Here is a 15,515-nt window from a genome sequence, read left to right as displayed (position 1 = left end):
CCTGAAAGTGAAGAAGGAAGCCGAACCATGTTGGACGCCAATCTTAAAGCTCAGTTGAAATCTTACCTGGAGCGGATCACTCGCCCGATCGAGATCATTGCGTCCCTTGATGACGGCGCAAAATCTCAGGAAATGCTGGCCCTGCTCAATGACATCGTCAGCAGCTCCGACAAGATCACCCTGGACACCACTGGCAGCGATGCACGCACGCCGTCCTTCGCCCTGAACAGCCCGGGCCAGGACATCAAGCTGCGCTTTGCCGGCTTGCCAATGGGTCACGAATTCACCTCGCTGGTATTGGCGCTGCTGCAAGTCGGCGGCTACCCGTCCAAATCCTCCGAGGAAACCATCGAGCAGGCCCGCAGCCTGACCGGTGAGTTCAAGTTTGAAACCTACTTCTCGCTGACCTGCCAGAACTGCCCCGACGTGGTCCAGGCGCTGAATCTGCTGGCCGTGCTCAACCCGAACGTGCAGCACGTCGCCATCGAAGGCAGCCTGTTCCAGCAAGAAGTCACCGACCGCCAGATCATGTCCGTGCCTAGCATCTACCTGAACGGCGAGTTGTTCGGCCAGGGCCGCATGAACCTGGAAGAGATTCTGGCGAAGATCGACACCAGCGCCGGTGATCGTCAGGCCGAGAAGCTCAATGGCAAAGAAGCGTTCGACGTGCTTGTCGTCGGCGGCGGCCCGGCCGGTTCTGCCGCAGCGATCTACGCTGCCCGCAAAGGTATCCGCACCGCGGTGGCGGCCGAGCGTTTTGGCGGCCAGGTGCTCGACACCATGGCGATCGAGAACTTCATCTCGATGCAGCATACCGAAGGGCCAAAGCTGGTGGTCGCGCTCGAAGAGCACGTCAAGCAGTACGAAGTCGACGTAATCAACCTGCAGCGCGGCGAGCAATTGATTCCGGGCAAGAACGGCGAGCTGCATCAGGTCAAGTTCGCCAGCGGCGGCGTGCTCAAAGGCAAGACCGTGATCCTGGCGACCGGCGCACGCTGGCGTGAAATGAACGTCCCGGGCGAACAGCAATACCGCAACAAGGGCGTGGCGTACTGCCCGCACTGTGACGGTCCGTTGTTCAAAGGCAAGCGCGTCGCGGTGATTGGCGGCGGCAATTCCGGCGTCGAAGCGGCCATCGACCTGGCGGGTATCGTGTCCCACGTCACCCTGCTGGAATTCGACGCCAACCTGCGCGCCGACGCGGTGCTGCAACGCAAGCTGCACAGCCTGCCAAACGTGACGGTCTTGACCAGCGCGTTGACCAGCGAAGTGACCGGCGACGGCCAGAAGGTCAACGGCCTGCGCTACAAGAACCGCCTCACCGGTGAAGAAATCACCGTAGAGCTGGAAGGCATCTTCGTGCAGATCGGCCTGCTGCCGAACACCGAGTGGCTCAAGGGCACCGTCGAGCTGTCGCCACGGGGTGAGATCATCATCGATCAACGCGGTGAGACGTCCATCCCGGGCATCTTCGCTGCCGGTGACGTGACCACCGTGCCGTACAAGCAGATCGTGATCGCGGTCGGCGAGGGCGCCAAAGCGTCGCTCAGCGCCTTCGACCACCTGATCCGCACCAGCGCCCCGGCGTAATGGTTTATTAGTGGGACCGGCTTCTGCCGGGAAGGCGTCATCCGCCATACCCTTGAACCCATGGCCAGAAACAAAAAAACCTCATGAGCGATCATGAGGTTTTTTTTGGGTCTGTCACTTATGCGTTCATGAGATATCTGCCTTGTAGGGGCGGGCCTCCGTGCTATTCTCGCGCCCGTTTTTATTCACTGCCGTGGAAACCCCGTGAAATTCATCCATCAACGCGAACACCTGAATGAAGGCGACATCGTGGTGATCGAGTCCTCGAACACCTGCAACATCCGCCTCATGAGTGACGCCAACTTCCGCAGCTTCAAGAACGGCGGCCGGCACACCTATCACGGCGGCGCCTTCGACCGTTTTCCGGCGAAAATTGCCGTGCCCAGCACCGGCTTCTGGAATATCACTCTCGACACGGTCACGCAGCGGGCGATCAGTGTGACGCGCAAGCCTAATCTCAAACACTCGATCAAGATCGTGCGTCGGTCAGGTTCGACGCTTCAGCACTGAAGTCTCTGATGATTGCGCATTCACCGGCGTGAACCGGGCCCGCCATTGCAGCGGGCCCGGGCAGGGTGGTCAGAGTTTCGGCAGCTGACCGATGCGGCCCATCATTTCGGTGACGATCTGCAGGTCCAGCAGGAACTGCTCGGTGGTCTTGAACTCGGCGTCGGTGTGACCGGTGTATTTGACGTCGGGTTTGGCCAGACCGAACTGCACCCCGTTGGGCAGCTCGTGCACTGACGTGGCGCCGGCGGACGTGCCGAACTTGTGCTCCATGCCCAGGTTCTCGGTGGCGACGGCCAGCAGCGCCTTGACCCACTCGCCCTCGGGATTGCGGTACATCGGCTCGGCGATCGAGTAATTAAAGCCCGGCGTGATGTGGCTCTGCTGGGTCCAGGCCGTCAGCTTCTGAGCGATTTCCGCCTTCAGCGCTTCCGGTGTTTTGCCCCTTGGTACACGCAGGTTGACCGCCAGCTTGAAGGCTTTGTCGTCCATCGCCACGTAGGTCTGCGAGGCCGTCAACGGCCCCATGAACTCATCGCTGAAGCCAACGCCCAGTTTGGCGCCCAGGTAATCCAGGCCCCAGTTGTCAGCGGCGTAGTGCGCGGCGTCGGTGATCGCGTTGTGCTTGAGCGCGACTTTGCCGTCCAGGCCGTTGATGAAATCGAGCATCCGCGCCACCGGGTTAACCCCTGATTCAGGTTCGGAGGAGTGGGCCGAGACGCCGGTGACCGTCAGCTTGACGTCCTGGCCCGCGACTTCTGCGTCGACCTTGAAGTTGCCACCGTTGCGCTGGGCGTAATCGGCGCCGGCTTTCTGCAACTCGGCTGCCAGTTCAGCGGGGTGATCGCTGACCAGCGTCACGACTGATTTCGACGGGATCTGGTTGGTCGCCATGCCGCCGGTCATCGAGGTGATTTCGGCGCCAGTGCCTTCGGCGGTGCGACGGGGAAAGCTGGCCATGACCGTGCCGTAACCTTTCTCTGCGATGACCACCGGGTAGCTGCCGTCGAGCGCCAGGTTGTAGGCCGGCGTCGGGTTGCGCTCGAAGTAATAGGGAATGGCGTCACCGGAGGTTTCTTCAGTGGTGTCGATCAGCAGCTTGAAATTGCGCGCCAGGGGCAGCTTTTCTTCCTTGATCACCTTCATGGCGTACAGCGCGACGACGATGCCGTTTTTGTCATCCTCGGTGCCACGCCCGTACATGCGGTCGCCGATCAGGGTCACTTTGAACGGATCGAGGCGAGTGCCGTCGGCCAGCAACCAGTTTTCCGGGGTGACCGGCACGACGTCGGCGTGGGCGTGAATCCCCACTACCTCAGGGCTTGAGCCCTCAAGCGAGACTTCATACACGCGATTGTCGATGTTGCGGAAGGTCAGGTTGAACGACTGGGCGAGGGTTTTGATTTTCTCGGCAATCTTGATGAACGCCGGGTTGTCGTGCTGCGCGATGCCAGCGGTCTGGAACGTGGGGATGGCGACCAGCTCACGCAGGGTTTCGGTGGCGGCGCTGCCGTATTTCACCCGCGCGTAAATGCCCAGCAGGCGATGGATATCGTTCTGCTCATCGGCTGAAAGCTTCTTGTTGGCGAGGAAAGCGTTGATCGCCGGTTCGATGCCCGCAGCCTTGGCCACGTCGGTGGTGCTGACGGTCTTGAGGAACTGGCGGAAATCCGTAACGGCGTTTTCCTTGAAACTGCCGACAATCGTGCCGCTCTGTTGCGCGGTGAGGTTGGCGAAAGCGGCGGGTGCGAAAGAGGATACGCCGGCCAGCATCAGTGCAGCGGCGATTTGCTTGAGCGAAAAGTCCATTGGGTGGGGCATTCCTTGGCAGGCATGTTGAGAGAAATGTCTGATCGTTCGATCAGAAACCACCGCACGCTACCATCGCCGGTGGAGCAGGGGGAGTCCTCAGTCGGATATCTGTCGCCTTGAAGGGTAAAAGCGGCGCAGAACCATAAATCATTCAGGCTGTTGAATGGCCTGAAAAAATAGGTGCGAATTGGCCTCACCCGTCCGACATAACCGGCTACGCTGATGGCGCAGCGCGACGGCATGGTGTTGATGTACATGGTTTTCCGTAGCCGCAAACCATTAAGGTCTTACCTCTAAGGAAATCCATGAAACTGCGTCAATACGCTGACCGGACGCTGTGTGCGTTACTGGTTCTAATGAGTGTGGGCATTTGCCAGGGGGCAGAGCAGCAGCGCGTAAACATTGGCTCGGTGAACATGACCGGCGGCAAAATCTCACAATGCGCGTTGGGTTATCGCACCTACGGCACCCTGGCAGAAGATCGCAATAACGTCGTGCTGGTGACAACCTGGCTGGCCGGACGGACGTCCGATCAGGCTGACATGATCGGCCCCGGCAAGTTGGTCGACACCAATCGCTGGTACGTGGTGGCGATGGACGCCATCGGCAACGGCGTGTCGTGCTCGCCGTCCAACAGCCCGGTTGCGCCGCGCCTGAAGTTTCCGCAGTTCGGCATCCGCGACATGGTCAAGGCGCAGCATCGCTTGCTCGCCCTGTACTTGGGCATCGACCACGCCCACGCCATCGTCGGCATTTCCATGGGCGGCATGCAGGCCCTGCAATGGGCGGTGATGTACCCGGACTTTGCCAGCAAAGTGGTGACCATCGTCGGCACGCCTCACCCAACCGAACGCGACCTTCAGGCGTGGAATGCGGAACTCGCCGCCATCGAGCGGGCCCCCGGCTGGAACGATGGCAACTATGCGCCGGGCACGGTGTTCAAGCAGCTCACGGCGGTACACAACGGTTATCTGTGGACGCCGGAGCGTGCCGCAGCCAAGCCGGCGGGGAACAAGCCTGCGCCTGGCGGCAATGTCACTGCCTCTACAGGTGGCCAGGCGTTCAGTACGGTCGACTGGTACCGGCAATTGCAGGCGATGACGTCCTTCGATCTGGTGCGCCAGGGCGACATGGCCACGCTGGCCAAGAAGATCAAGGCGCAATTGTTAGTCATCACTTCAGAACGGGACCGCATGGTAGACCCGGCACCTTCCAAGGCGCTGGCCGCTCAAAAGCGCGCTCAGTTGCTGGTGCTCAACAGCGATTGCGGGCACATGGCGCCGGCATGTGAAGCGGACAAGGTGAACGAGGCGGTGAAGGCGTTTCTTAAATAGGTCGGCGTTATCGGTGGCGGCCTGGCCAGTATGGCAACCCGGCGGCGAGAATCTGCCGCAGACGGCAAGCATTGTCGATTACGCGGCCCGTCACGGCTTGACGCGTGGTCTGCAAGCCGCTGCTGGCGTACGTTTCAGCTGGGTAACGCTGTATGGCATCGGTTTTGCTGCTGTCGGGGTACATCGGACAACCTGAACAGGAGGTGAAAGATGTTAATCGGCAACAGTGCCATCCAGCAGTTCGTGTCGAAGGCGGTGAGCCACACTCATTTCGCCACGGCGGACACGGATGCCTACACCAGCGCCATGGCCGGCGCTGCCACACCCGTGGCGGCGATTGCGAGCAATGGCGAAGGCGCGACGCAAAGCAGTAATGACGGCAAGCAGGGCTATGACGAGTCGTTTGCCAAGATGATGGTGAATCTGAAAGCGGCGGCGGCCACCACCGCGTCGTCGGTGACGGATGATGACAAGGCGGCAGCGGCTGCGGCGTTTGTGTCCAGCGCTGACAAGCAGGTCGCCTCGTCTGACAGCGTCAGCAAGACCGTGTCCGATGAACTGGCGGCCAGTGATGGCACGGCGGGTTCTAACGGCGTGGGTTCGGCGAAGGATCAGTTTCTGTCGTACATGAATCAGACCGATGCGGAGAAGGTGCGGCAGCGATTGACGGGGGTCAGCAAGGAGGAATACGACGCCATGACGCCGCAGGAGCAGGCGGCGGTGGACAAGCAGGTGACTGAGCTGCAGAAGCAGAAGACGGATCAGCAGGTGGCTGAGCAGGAGGTGAAGACCAGGATCGCCATGGCAAAGGCGGAAATGGCCTGACGCTTTTTTGGTGGGGCTCTGCCTAACGGCAGAGCGTTTCGCCTTCGTGGGTTTTTTTAGATCAAGAGCGTCTGCCTAACGGCAGACATTTCGCCTCCGGCGAGTTACTTGGAAAAGCACCCCAAGTAACCAAGGGTGCTTGCTCTCGGTTTGGCCCGACTTCGTCGGGTTCCTTCACTCCGTTCCCGCTCCGTGGGCCCGCGCCGAACGGACATCCATGTCCTGACGGCGCTCTCGCCGCATCCATGCGGCTCGACCCACTCCGCGAGACCTCCGTTCAGCCTGCACCAAAGTCGCGTTTGGCGGTGTTTGAACATTTTGCGTAGGACGATCAAAAGCAAATCAAGAGCAGATCAAAGGCGGATCAAAGGCAGATCAAAGGCACATCAAAGGCAGATCGAGGGGGGCAAGCGCTAAGGACTTGTGGGAGTGAGCTTGCTCACGAAGGGGCCGGTACATCCATCGGATATCTGGCGTGTTGGATAAAGCATTCGCGAGCAAGCTCGCTCCCACAAGGAGGGGGGCTATCAGCAAAAATATCGGCGCCTGGGCTCGCCTCTTCCCGGCTAAAGCCGGTCCCACTAACAGCAGCGCGTGCAATCAGTGGGACCAGCTCCGACTGTGGGACCGGCTTTAGCCGGGAAGCTTTTGCTGTTGATCTTCTACGCGATAGCCCAGACACCGCTAATCGCGACTTGGGTGCAGGCTGAACGCAGGTCTCGCTCCGTGGGCCGAGCGGCATGGATGCCGCGAGAGCCGCCCCCCGCCATGGATGGCGGATGGCGGCGGGCCCACGGAGCGAGACCGGAGTGAAGGAACCCTGAGGAACGAAGGGCCCAACCAGGAGCAAGCACCCTTGGTTACTTGGGGTGCTTTTCCAAGTAACTCGCCGAAGGCGAAACAGTCTGCCCCCAGGCAGACGCTGTTGATCTTGATCTTGATCTGAAAAGGGCCAGACGCCTAGACGACCTCCGCCCGATAGGGCAAATCTGGCCCCTCACGCGTACAGGTCACCGCCGCCGCCGTCACCGCAAACTCGAGCATCTTCGTCAGCGTCTCGCGATCTACCCCCGCCAAAGCAGAGGGCGCATCGAGACCCCGCTCCGTCAGAAACGCAATCAACGCCGCCTGAAACGTATCCCCGGCCCCCACCGTATCAACCGTCTCCACCTTGCGCGCCGCCACCGACCACGTGCCCAGCGCCCGCGTAAACACGGTGGCGCCCTGACGACCGCGGGTCATGATCACCCACTGGCAATTGTCCTTCAGCCAACCCTCGGCCACCGCCGCCGCATCCTTCTGCGGATACAACAGCTCCAGATCCTCATCACTGACCTTGATGATGTGCGCATGCTCGGCAAACTTCGCCACCTGACTGCGCCACAGCTCGATGCTCGGCGCCGGATTCAGCCGTACGTTGGGATCGAACGTAATCAGCCGCTTGCCGCTTTCCCGCCGCACCAGCGTCAGCAGCGCCTCGGCGACCGGCTGCACCACCAGTGAAAACGAACCCACATGCAAGCCGCGCACGCTGTCGTCCAGCGTCGGCAGATGCTCGACGCTCAGCATCCGGTCCGCGCAGCCTTCACCGCGAAAGCTGTACTGCGGCGAGCCGTCCGCGCCCACGGCGACCATCGACAGCGTGGTGGGCGCGTCGATATGCACGAGAAAGTCATCGCGCACGCCTTCTTCCGCCAGCACCGTCAGCAGGCGCTTGCCCAGGTAATCGCTGGAAATCCCGGCGAAGAACCCGGCATCGATGCCCAGCCGGCGTAGCCCCACCGCGACGTTGAATGGCGAACCGCCGGCGATGGCTTGATAACCCACTTTGTTGCTTTGTCCGCTGTCCGGCTGACAGAAAAAATCAAACAGTGCTTCGCCACAGACCAGATACATAGTTGCTCCATAAAGGCCGACGGGGCTGTCCGTCAGAGGCCCTGCAATTGAGTGCGATAGTGCTGATACACCGCGTGATACGCCGCAACGTGTTCGGGAACCGGCCGGGTTTCGCTGGCCGGATCAAGACTGACGCAACGCTCGGTCAGGGCCTGCAGCGATTCACCGTCACCTTTGGCGTGGGAATGACACCACGCCGCCTGAATCGCCGCGCCCAGGGCGGCCGCTTCGGTGCCGGTGGTGCAGATGACCGGCGTGTCCATGATGTCGGCCACGATCTGCCGCCAGACTGCGCTTTTGGCGCCGCCACCGATCAGGCGGATGTTATCGCTTTTAATGCCGCTGTCACGCAACAGGTCCAGACCGTAACGCAGCCCGAAGGTAGTGCCCTCGACCACCGCGCGGCACAGGTTGGCCTGGGTCAGATTAGTGCTGTCCAGCCCGAGGATGCTGCCGGTGGCGTGGGGCAGGGCGGGCACGCGTTCGCCGTTGAGGAATGGCAGCACAAGCACGCCTTGGGCGCCTATCGGTGACGACGCGACCGCTGCGTTGAAGGCGCCGATGTCCAGCGCGAACAGCTCGCGGATGGCACTGGTGGCGTTGGTCAGGTTCATGGTGCAGATCAGCGGCAGCCAGCCGCCCGACGAGGAGCAGAAGGTTGCCACCGACGGCTGCGCACTGACGTTGCCTGCCTCGGCAAAGGCGTAGACCGTGCCCGACGAACCCAGGCTCATGGTGATCGAGCCCGGCGCAATATTGCCGGTGCCGATCGCGCCCATCATGTTGTCGCCACCGCCGCTGGAGACGATGGCCTTCGGGTTGAGGCCCAGCCGCTCGGCGATGGCAGGAAGAATTGTGCCCACCGGCTGATGCGCCTCGATCAGCTCCGGCAGCGCCTTGACCAGCCGGCCAGTGGGGTCGATGTGCTGAAGGATGTCGAGATCCCACTGGCGGGTGCGCACGTTGAAATAACCGGTGCCCGACGCGTCGCCGAACTCGCTGCAGCTGCGGCCGGTCAGCCAGTAATTGAGGTAGTCATGGGGCAGCAGGATCTTATCGATGCGGGCAAACAACTCGGGAAACTGCTCTTTGCTCCACAGCAGCTTGGAAACCGTGTAGCCCGGCGCGATGGCGATACCCAGACGCTCCAGCGACCCGGTTTCACCGCCCAGATATGCCAGCAGGCGATCATTTTCGGGCGAGGATTCGGTGTCGCACCACAGCTTGGCCGGGCGCAGCACCTGGCCGGACTCATCGAGCATCACCAGGCCATGCTGCTGCCCGGACACGCCGATCGCCTGAATGTCCGTGCCGGACACTCCTGCCTGCTGCAACGCCGCCGCCGTCGCCTGCTCGAACGCATCGAGCCATTCCTGCACATCCTGCTCGCGGCGCCCGTTGGCGCCGCTGATCATGTGATGGGCCGCCGAGCCTTCGCCCAGAACCTTTCCGCTGACGGCATCCAGAACAATCGCCTTGGTGCCTTGGGTGCCGCAATCGATGCCGAGAAACATGTTCCACCTCAGACGGTTTTCGCCAACAGGTTTTCCAGGGTTTTGCTGACGCCCAGCTGCTTCAGGCTGTTCAGGTTGTGCTCGAACGATGCCACGAACTCAGGGGACTGGGGAATCGCCGCACCGAAGATTTCTTCGACTTCAAGCAGCCGCTGAGTGACCAGCACATCATCGGCCACCAGCGCCTTGCAAAAGTCCGCGCGCGGGTCGACGACGGTGTACGGCACGCCGTTCTCGCCGGTGAAGTCGCCGTTGCGGTTGCCTTGCAGGTACAGCGCCCAGGCCGCGACAACCAGTGAGGCGCGGTCCATGTTGCCGCTGTCGACGATGAGACGATTGATCGTCGGCACGGTGAATTTCGGGAATTTGGACGAGCCGTCGGAGCACACGCGCTCAAGCTGGTCGGCAATGGCCTGATTGGAGAAACGCTCGATCAGGGTCTGTTTGTACTCGGTCAAGTCGATGCCGGGCACCGGCGCCAGTTGCGGGGTCACGTCCAGGTCCATGTAGGTGCGGATGTACTCGACGAACAACGGGTCATTCATGGTTTCGTGGACGAAGCGATAGCCCTTCAGCGCGCCGAGATAGGTCAGTGCCAGGTGGCTGCCATTGAGCAGCTTGATTTTCATCTCTTCATACGGGGTCACGTCGTCGGTGAACTGCACGCCGACCTTTTCCCAGGCTGGACGGCCGTTGACGAATTTGTCCTCCAGGACCCACTGCACGAAGGGTTCACAGACCACCGGCCAGGCGTCGTCGATGCCTTTCTGATCGTGCAGTTGCAGGCGGTGGGCGGTGCTGGTCATCGGTGTGATGCGGTCGACCATGGCGTTGGGGAAGCTGACGTTTGCAGCGATCCAGTCGTGCAGTTCCGGGTCGCGCAGTTGGGCGAACGCCAGCAGCGCCTTGCGTGTCATCGCGCCGTTGTGCGGCAGGTTATCGCAGGACATCAGGGTGAACGCTGGCGTGCCTTCTGCACGGCGTCGGGTCAGCGCCGCGCACAGATAACCGAACACGGTCTTTGGTGTGGCGGGGTGTTCGAGGTCGTACTGGATCTGTGGCAGGTGGCTCATGAATTCGCCGGTGCTGTCATCAATGCAGTAGCCGCCTTCGGTGATGGTCAGCGAGACGATGCGGATATCCGGGCTGGCGAGTTTGTCGATCAGCGCCAGGTCACTGTCGGTGGACATGAGCATCTGGCTCATGGCGCCGATCACGCGGGTTTCGGTGTCCGGGGTGTCGCCCAGTTCGAACAGGGTGTAGAGGAAGTCCTGGCCCTTCAATGCTTCGAAATTGCCGCGGTCTTCCTCGCGCAGGCTGACCCCGCAAATGGCCCAGTCCAGGCCTTCGCCACTGCGTTCATTCGCCCCGAGGGACATCAGCGCATCGGTGTAAAACGCCTGGTGGGCGCGGTGGAAACCGCCAACGCCAATGTGCGCGATGCCTTGGCGACGCTCATCGAGGGAGTAGGCAGGGATGGCAATGCCGGCGCCCAGGTTGGAGAGGTTCTGCTTGTTCAGTTTCATGACAGTGTTCCCGAATGCAGTGGAGGGCGGTGACTCAGGCAGCGGCCTGCAGCGCGCGGCGGATGACCTGGCCCTGAGCGTCGAACAGGTGGCAGTGCGCGCTGTTCAGATGCAGTTTCAGGGTTTCGCCGTACTGGCTGGCCAGGTCACCGCGAATCCGCATGGTCAGCGGCTCGCCGGAAGTGGTGCGCACGTGGCAATAGGTGTCGCTGCCCAGGCGTTCGCTGACGTCGGCGATGACGGTCAACTGGCAATCGCCCTCGCTGGCCAGCTCCAGATGCTCGGGACGAATGCCCAGGGTCACGGCATCGCCCACGCTCTGTTGCGCGTTGGTGAAGGGCAGCAGCACTTTTGTTCCCGCCTCCAGAGTAACTTCACAGGCCGACGTTTCGACGCGACTGATGGTGCCCTTGAGGAAGCCCATTTTCGGCGTGCCGAGAAAGCCCGCGACGAACAGGTTGGCCGGATGGTGGTACAGCTCCAGCGGCGAGCCCACTTGCTCGACGCGACCACCGTTGAGCACGACCACCTTGTCGGCCAGGGTCATGGCTTCGACCTGATCGTGGGTCACGTAGATCATCGTGGCTTGCAGCTCTTTGTGCAGGCGCGACAGTTCCAGCCGGGTCTGCACGCGCAGGGCGGCGTCGAGGTTGGACAAGGGTTCGTCGAACAGGAAGATTTTCGGGTTGCGCACGATGGCGCGACCGATCGCGACGCGCTGGCGTTGTCCACCCGACAGTTGCTTGGGCTTGCGCTCCATCAGCGGGCCCAGCTCGAGGATGCGCGCGGCTTCGTCGACCTTTTTCTTGACCTCGGCCTTTGGCGTGCCAGCCAGGTCCAGGGCGAAGGACAGGTTTTTGCCAACGGTCATGTGCGGGTACAGGGCGTAGGTCTGAAACACCATTGCCAGGTCGCGCTTGGCCGGGGTGACTTGGGTGATCTCGCGGCCATCGAGCTCGATGCTGCCGCTGGTGACGTCTTCCAGGCCGGCGATCAGGCGCAGCAGGGTGGATTTGCCACAGCCCGACGGACCGACGAAGACCACGAACTCGCGGTCTTTCACGTCCAGGTCGATGCCTTTGATGATCTGGTGGCCGTCGAAGCCTTTTTGCAGATTTCTGATTGTCAGGTTAGCCATGATGGGCTCCGGTTTTATTCTTCAAAATGTCGAAATCATCAACGGCTGGATCGTCCCCACGCTCTGCGTGTGGACGCCGTCCTTGACGCTCTGCGTTATTTCACGGCACCAAACGACAGCCCGCGGACCAGTTGTTTCTGGCTGATCCAGCCGAAGATCAGGATCGGCGCGCAAGCCAGGGTCGACACCGCCGACAACTTGGCCCAGAACAAGCCTTCAGGGCTCGAATACGAGGCGATCAGCGCAGTCAGCGGCGCGGCGTTCGAGGAGGTCAGGTTCAGCGACCAGAACGCTTCGTTCCAGCACAGGATCAGCGACAGCAGCGCCGTCGATGCCAGCCCGCCCTTGCAGATCGGGATCAGCACCCGAAAGATTTCCTGGCGCGTGGTGGCACCGTCCAGCCGCGAGGCCTCGAGGATTTCCCCGGGGATGTCCTTGAAGTAGGTGTAAATCATCCACACCACGATCGGCAGGTTGATCAGCGTGTAGATCACGATCAGCGCAATGCGCGAATCCAGCAGGCCGAAGGTCTTGGCCAGCAGGTAGATCGGCATCAGCACGCCCACCGGTGGCAGCATCTTGGTGGAGAGCATCCACAACAGCGTGCCCTTGGTCCGTTTGGTTTCGAAAAACGCCATGGAGTAGGCCGCCGGCACCGCGATCAGCAGGCACAGGATCGTCGCGCTGAAGGAGATCAGGATCGAGTTCCAGGCGAAGTGGAAGTAGTCACTGCGCTCCTGGATGTGCAGGTAGTTTTCCAGGGTCGGCGTGAAAATGAACTGCGGCGGCGTGGCGAACGCATCGATCTCGGTCTTGAAGCTGGTCAGGACCATCCAGAAGATCGGGAAGAAAATCAGCGCTGCGATCAGCCACGACAAGGTGCCAAGCAGGGCACTTTGCAGGCGACGGGATTGTTTGAGCGTCATCATGACCTTGCCCTCAAGACTTGTCGGTGAGGTTTTTGCCGATCATCCGTACCAGGATAATCGCGGCAATATTGGCGATCACGACGGCTATCAGACCGCCTGCCGATGCCATGCCCACGTCGAATTGCAGCAGTGCCTGGTTGTAGATCAGGTACGCCAGGTTGGTGGAAGCGAAGCCCGGGCCACCGTTGGTTGTGGTGAAGATTTCGGCGAACACCGAGAGCAGGAAGATCGTTTCGATCATCACCACCACGGCGATCGGGCGCGCCAGGTGGGGCAGGGTCAGGTGCCAGAAGATCGCGATCGGGCCGGCGCCATCCAGACGCGCCGCTTCCTTCTGTTCCTGATCCAGGGACTGCATGGCGGTCATCAGAATCAGGATCGCGAAGGGCAGCCACTGCCACGACACAATGATGATGATCGATAGCATCGGGTAATTGGCCAGCCAGTCCACCGGCTGGGCGCCGAACAGCTTCCAGACCCAAGCGAGGATGCCGGACACCGGGTGGAAAATCAGGTTCTTCCAGATCAGCGCGCTGACCGTCGGCATGATGAAAAACGGCGAGATCAGCAGCACGCGCACGATGCCGCGGCCGAGAAACTCACTGGCTTCCAGCAGCGCCGAGATCAATACGCCGAGGATGACGCTGATGGCCAGCACGCTGCCGACCAGCAACAGGGTGTTCATCGCGCCGGGCAAAAAGCCTGCGTCGGTCACGAAGAATTCGAAATTCTCCAGCCCGACAAACTCGTTTTCGCCGGGATTCAGGAGGTTGTAGCGGATCAGCGAGAAGTAAATGGTCATGCCCAGCGGCACAATCATCCAGACCAGCAGCAACAGCACCGAGGGGCTGACCAGAAACCAGCCGGGCTTGGTGACGCGGCCTTTGGCGGCTGATTGATCGTCGGCCGCTGTGGTGCGCGGGGGCAGGGTTGAGGTGTTCATGTTGACTCCGAACCGGGCAAACGCGTGAGCGTGAACGTGTGCGGCAGGCACTCAGCACCTGCCGCCTTCAAGCAGCGGGTGTCAGCCCTTTTTCGGGTAACCCGCGCGCTTCATTTCACGCTCGGCCACGCTTTGCGCGCTGGTCAATGCCTGATCCACGCTGGAGGTACCCACGAGTGCCGCGGAGAACTGCTGGCCGACCGAGGTGCCGATCGACTGGAACTCGGGGATGGTCACCAGCTGGATGCCCACGTACGGCACCGGCTTCAAAGTGGGCGTTTTCGGCGTCACGGCCTTGAGGGATTCCAGGGTGATGTTGGCAAACGGCGCGGCTTGTTTATACGCATCTGTGTAGGTCGAGGCGCGGGTGCCTGGTGGCACGTTGGACACGCCGTCTTTCTCGGCGACCAGCGCAGCGTACTCTTTGGACGTCGCCCATTCGGTGAAGGCGCGCGCGTCCTTGTCGTTCTTCGCGCTGGTCGGGATCGCCAGTGCCCACGAGTACAGCCACGCCGAGCCCTTGTCGGTAACTTCGTGCGGCGCATAGGTGAAGCCTACGCTGTCGGCCACTTTGCTTTGGGACTTGTCGGTGACGAACGAGCCCGCGACGCTGGCGTCGACCCAAATCGCGCATTTGCCGCTGTTGAACAGCGCGAGATTTTCGTTGAAGCCGTTACTGGAGGCGCCGGGAGGGCCGTCTTTCTTCATCACGTTGGTGTAGAAGTTAAGGGCGTTTTTCCACTCAGGCTGGTCGAATTGCGGCTTCCACTGTTCGTCGAACCAGCGCGCGCCAAAGGAGTTGGCGATGGTGGTGATCAGCGCCATGTTCTCGCCCCAGCCGGCCTTGCCGCGCAGGCAGATCCCGTACTGTTCCTTGGACTTGTCGGTGAGCTTGTCGGCGAATTCGGAGATCTGCGTCCAGGTCGGACGCTCCGGCATGGTCAGGCTGGCGGCCTTGAACAGGTCTTTGCGGTAGTAGGTGATCGAGCTTTCTGCATAGAACGGCAGGGCGAAGAGTTTGCCATCAACCGACAAGCCATCGCGTACCGAAGGAAACACGTCGTCCAGCGCGTAGGACGCAGGCAGGTCGTTCATTTCCTTGAGCCAGCCCTTGGCGCCCCAGAGTGAGGCTTCGTACATGCCGATGGTCAGCACGTCGAACTGGCCGCCCTTGGTGGCGATGTCGGTGGTCAGGCGCTGACGCAGCACGTTCTCTTCCAGCACGACCCACTTGAGCTTGATGTCCTTGTGCTGTTCTTCGAAGGTCTTCGACAGCCGCTGCATGCGGATCATGTCGCTGTTGTTGACGGTCGCGATGGTGACTTCACCGGCTGTGGCGGTGGTGCAGAGAGACAGGAGGGTCAGACAGGTACCGGCAAGGAGAACATTTGCAGAGGTCTTCATTTATCACTCCTCTTCTGCGCCAAGGCTGACGTCAGAAGCTTGGTTATTGTTTTTGTTTCTTCCGGAGGCCAGGAAGAATGTCAGCTGATTACAGCCT

13 protein-coding genes are annotated in these 15,515 nt (G+C 61.2%); 4 read left to right on the top strand and 9 right to left on the bottom strand.

Going from position 1 to position 15,515, the window contains the following annotated elements:
• Positions 1 to 27 precede the first annotated feature (27 nt).
• The gene (gene ahpF, locus FX982_RS21915; RefSeq protein ID WP_172612570.1) at positions 28 to 1,590 is read left to right on the top strand and encodes an alkyl hydroperoxide reductase subunit F; all 1,563 of its coding nucleotides are present in this window, start codon (positions 28 to 30) and stop codon (positions 1,588 to 1,590) included.
• 204 nt (positions 1,591 to 1,794) lie between these two features.
• On the top strand, positions 1,795 to 2,100 hold the full coding sequence (locus FX982_RS21910; RefSeq protein WP_172612569.1) for a DUF1883 domain-containing protein: 306 nt from the start codon (positions 1,795 to 1,797) through the stop codon (positions 2,098 to 2,100).
• Between the two features lie 69 nt (positions 2,101 to 2,169).
• On the opposite strand, the gene FX982_RS21905 is transcribed toward FX982_RS21910, so the two are convergent.
• A complete protein-coding gene (locus tag FX982_RS21905) occupies positions 2,170 to 3,906 on the bottom strand; it encodes a dipeptidase (protein WP_172612568.1) in 1,737 nt (578 codons plus the stop codon).
• Entirely contained in the window at positions 3,870 to 4,166 is a 297-nt protein-coding gene (locus FX982_RS21900; protein ID WP_172612567.1) for a hypothetical protein, read from the bottom strand. The genes FX982_RS21905 and FX982_RS21900 overlap by 37 nt, the downstream gene beginning before the upstream one ends.
• A 48-nt stretch (positions 4,167 to 4,214) precedes the next feature.
• Here FX982_RS21900 and FX982_RS21895 point away from each other — a divergent pair, with 48 nt between their 5' ends.
• Together FX982_RS21895 and FX982_RS21890 are read left to right on the top strand one after the other, a co-directional pair.
• On the top strand, positions 4,215 to 5,243 hold the full coding sequence (locus tag FX982_RS21895) for an alpha/beta fold hydrolase (protein ID WP_172612566.1): 1,029 nt from the start codon (positions 4,215 to 4,217) through the stop codon (positions 5,241 to 5,243).
• A 210-nt stretch (positions 5,244 to 5,453) separates the two neighbouring features.
• Positions 5,454 to 6,068 carry a hypothetical protein gene (locus FX982_RS21890; RefSeq protein WP_172612565.1) on the top strand — a complete coding sequence of 205 codons (615 nt, stop codon included), beginning with the start codon at positions 5,454 to 5,456 and terminating at the stop codon, positions 6,066 to 6,068.
• A 960-nt stretch (positions 6,069 to 7,028) separates the two neighbouring features.
• On the opposite strand, the gene FX982_RS21885 is transcribed toward FX982_RS21890, so the two are convergent.
• The 7 genes from FX982_RS21885 to FX982_RS21855 all read right to left on the bottom strand — a co-directional run bounded on the left by FX982_RS21885 (position 7,029) and on the right by FX982_RS21855 (position 15,418).
• Positions 7,029 to 7,964 (bottom strand): carbohydrate kinase family protein, encoded by a 936-nt coding sequence (locus FX982_RS21885; protein WP_172612564.1) that lies wholly within the window; start codon positions 7,962 to 7,964, stop codon positions 7,029 to 7,031.
• 32 nt (positions 7,965 to 7,996) lie between these two features.
• The gene (gene xylB / locus FX982_RS21880) at positions 7,997 to 9,478 is read right to left on the bottom strand and encodes a xylulokinase (protein WP_172612563.1); all 1,482 of its coding nucleotides are present in this window, start codon (positions 9,476 to 9,478) and stop codon (positions 7,997 to 7,999) included.
• A gap of 8 nt (positions 9,479 to 9,486) precedes the next feature.
• Positions 9,487 to 11,004, bottom strand: a complete 1,518-nt coding sequence (locus tag FX982_RS21875; protein WP_172612562.1) for a mannitol dehydrogenase family protein — start codon at positions 11,002 to 11,004, stop codon at positions 9,487 to 9,489.
• Between the two features lie 34 nt (positions 11,005 to 11,038).
• A complete protein-coding gene (locus tag FX982_RS21870) occupies positions 11,039 to 12,142 on the bottom strand; it encodes an ABC transporter ATP-binding protein (RefSeq protein WP_172612561.1) in 1,104 nt (367 codons plus the stop codon).
• A 95-nt stretch (positions 12,143 to 12,237) separates the two neighbouring features.
• Positions 12,238 to 13,071, bottom strand: coding sequence for a carbohydrate ABC transporter permease (locus FX982_RS21865; RefSeq protein ID WP_065991391.1), 834 nt, complete (start codon positions 13,069 to 13,071; stop codon positions 12,238 to 12,240).
• A 10-nt stretch (positions 13,072 to 13,081) separates the two neighbouring features.
• Positions 13,082 to 14,014: a carbohydrate ABC transporter permease gene (locus FX982_RS21860; protein WP_172612560.1), complete on the bottom strand. Its 933-nt coding sequence runs from the start codon at positions 14,012 to 14,014 to the stop codon at positions 13,082 to 13,084.
• Between the two features lie 81 nt (positions 14,015 to 14,095).
• On the bottom strand, positions 14,096 to 15,418 hold the full coding sequence (locus tag FX982_RS21855) for an ABC transporter substrate-binding protein (RefSeq protein WP_172612559.1): 1,323 nt from the start codon (positions 15,416 to 15,418) through the stop codon (positions 14,096 to 14,098).
• Positions 15,419 to 15,515 lie beyond the last annotated feature (97 nt).

The sequence above is a fragment of the Pseudomonas graminis genome (assembly GCF_013201545.1).
Classification (GTDB): Bacteria; Pseudomonadota; Gammaproteobacteria; order Pseudomonadales; family Pseudomonadaceae; genus Aquipseudomonas.
Note: the sequence above shows the minus strand (reverse complement) of the source record. Positions and strands in the feature narration are given on the sequence as shown.

What these genes read in the sequence shown, in the direction of transcription:
- ahpF (WP_172612570.1), top strand. Translation starts at nt 28, where the DNA reads ATGTTGGACGCCAATCTTAAAGCTCAGTTGAAATCTTACCTGGAGCGG.
- FX982_RS21905 (WP_172612568.1), bottom strand. Translation starts at nt 3,906, where the DNA reads ATGGACTTTTCGCTCAAGCAAATCGCCGCTGCACTGATGCTGGCCGGC.
- FX982_RS21900 (WP_172612567.1), bottom strand. Translation starts at nt 4,166, where the DNA reads ATGTACATCAACACCATGCCGTCGCGCTGCGCCATCAGCGTAGCCGGT.
- FX982_RS21895 (WP_172612566.1), top strand. Translation starts at nt 4,215, where the DNA reads ATGAAACTGCGTCAATACGCTGACCGGACGCTGTGTGCGTTACTGGTT.
- FX982_RS21890 (WP_172612565.1), top strand. Translation starts at nt 5,454, where the DNA reads ATGTTAATCGGCAACAGTGCCATCCAGCAGTTCGTGTCGAAGGCGGTG.
- FX982_RS21885 (WP_172612564.1), bottom strand. Translation starts at nt 7,964, where the DNA reads ATGTATCTGGTCTGTGGCGAAGCACTGTTTGATTTTTTCTGTCAGCCG.
- xylB (WP_172612563.1), bottom strand. Translation starts at nt 9,478, where the DNA reads ATGTTTCTCGGCATCGATTGCGGCACCCAAGGCACCAAGGCGATTGTT.
- FX982_RS21875 (WP_172612562.1), bottom strand. Translation starts at nt 11,004, where the DNA reads ATGAAACTGAACAAGCAGAACCTCTCCAACCTGGGCGCCGGCATTGCC.
- FX982_RS21870 (WP_172612561.1), bottom strand. Translation starts at nt 12,142, where the DNA reads ATGGCTAACCTGACAATCAGAAATCTGCAAAAAGGCTTCGACGGCCAC.
- FX982_RS21865 (WP_065991391.1), bottom strand. Translation starts at nt 13,071, where the DNA reads ATGATGACGCTCAAACAATCCCGTCGCCTGCAAAGTGCCCTGCTTGGC.
- FX982_RS21860 (WP_172612560.1), bottom strand. Translation starts at nt 14,014, where the DNA reads ATGAACACCTCAACCCTGCCCCCGCGCACCACAGCGGCCGACGATCAA.
- FX982_RS21855 (WP_172612559.1), bottom strand. Translation starts at nt 15,418, where the DNA reads ATGAAGACCTCTGCAAATGTTCTCCTTGCCGGTACCTGTCTGACCCTC.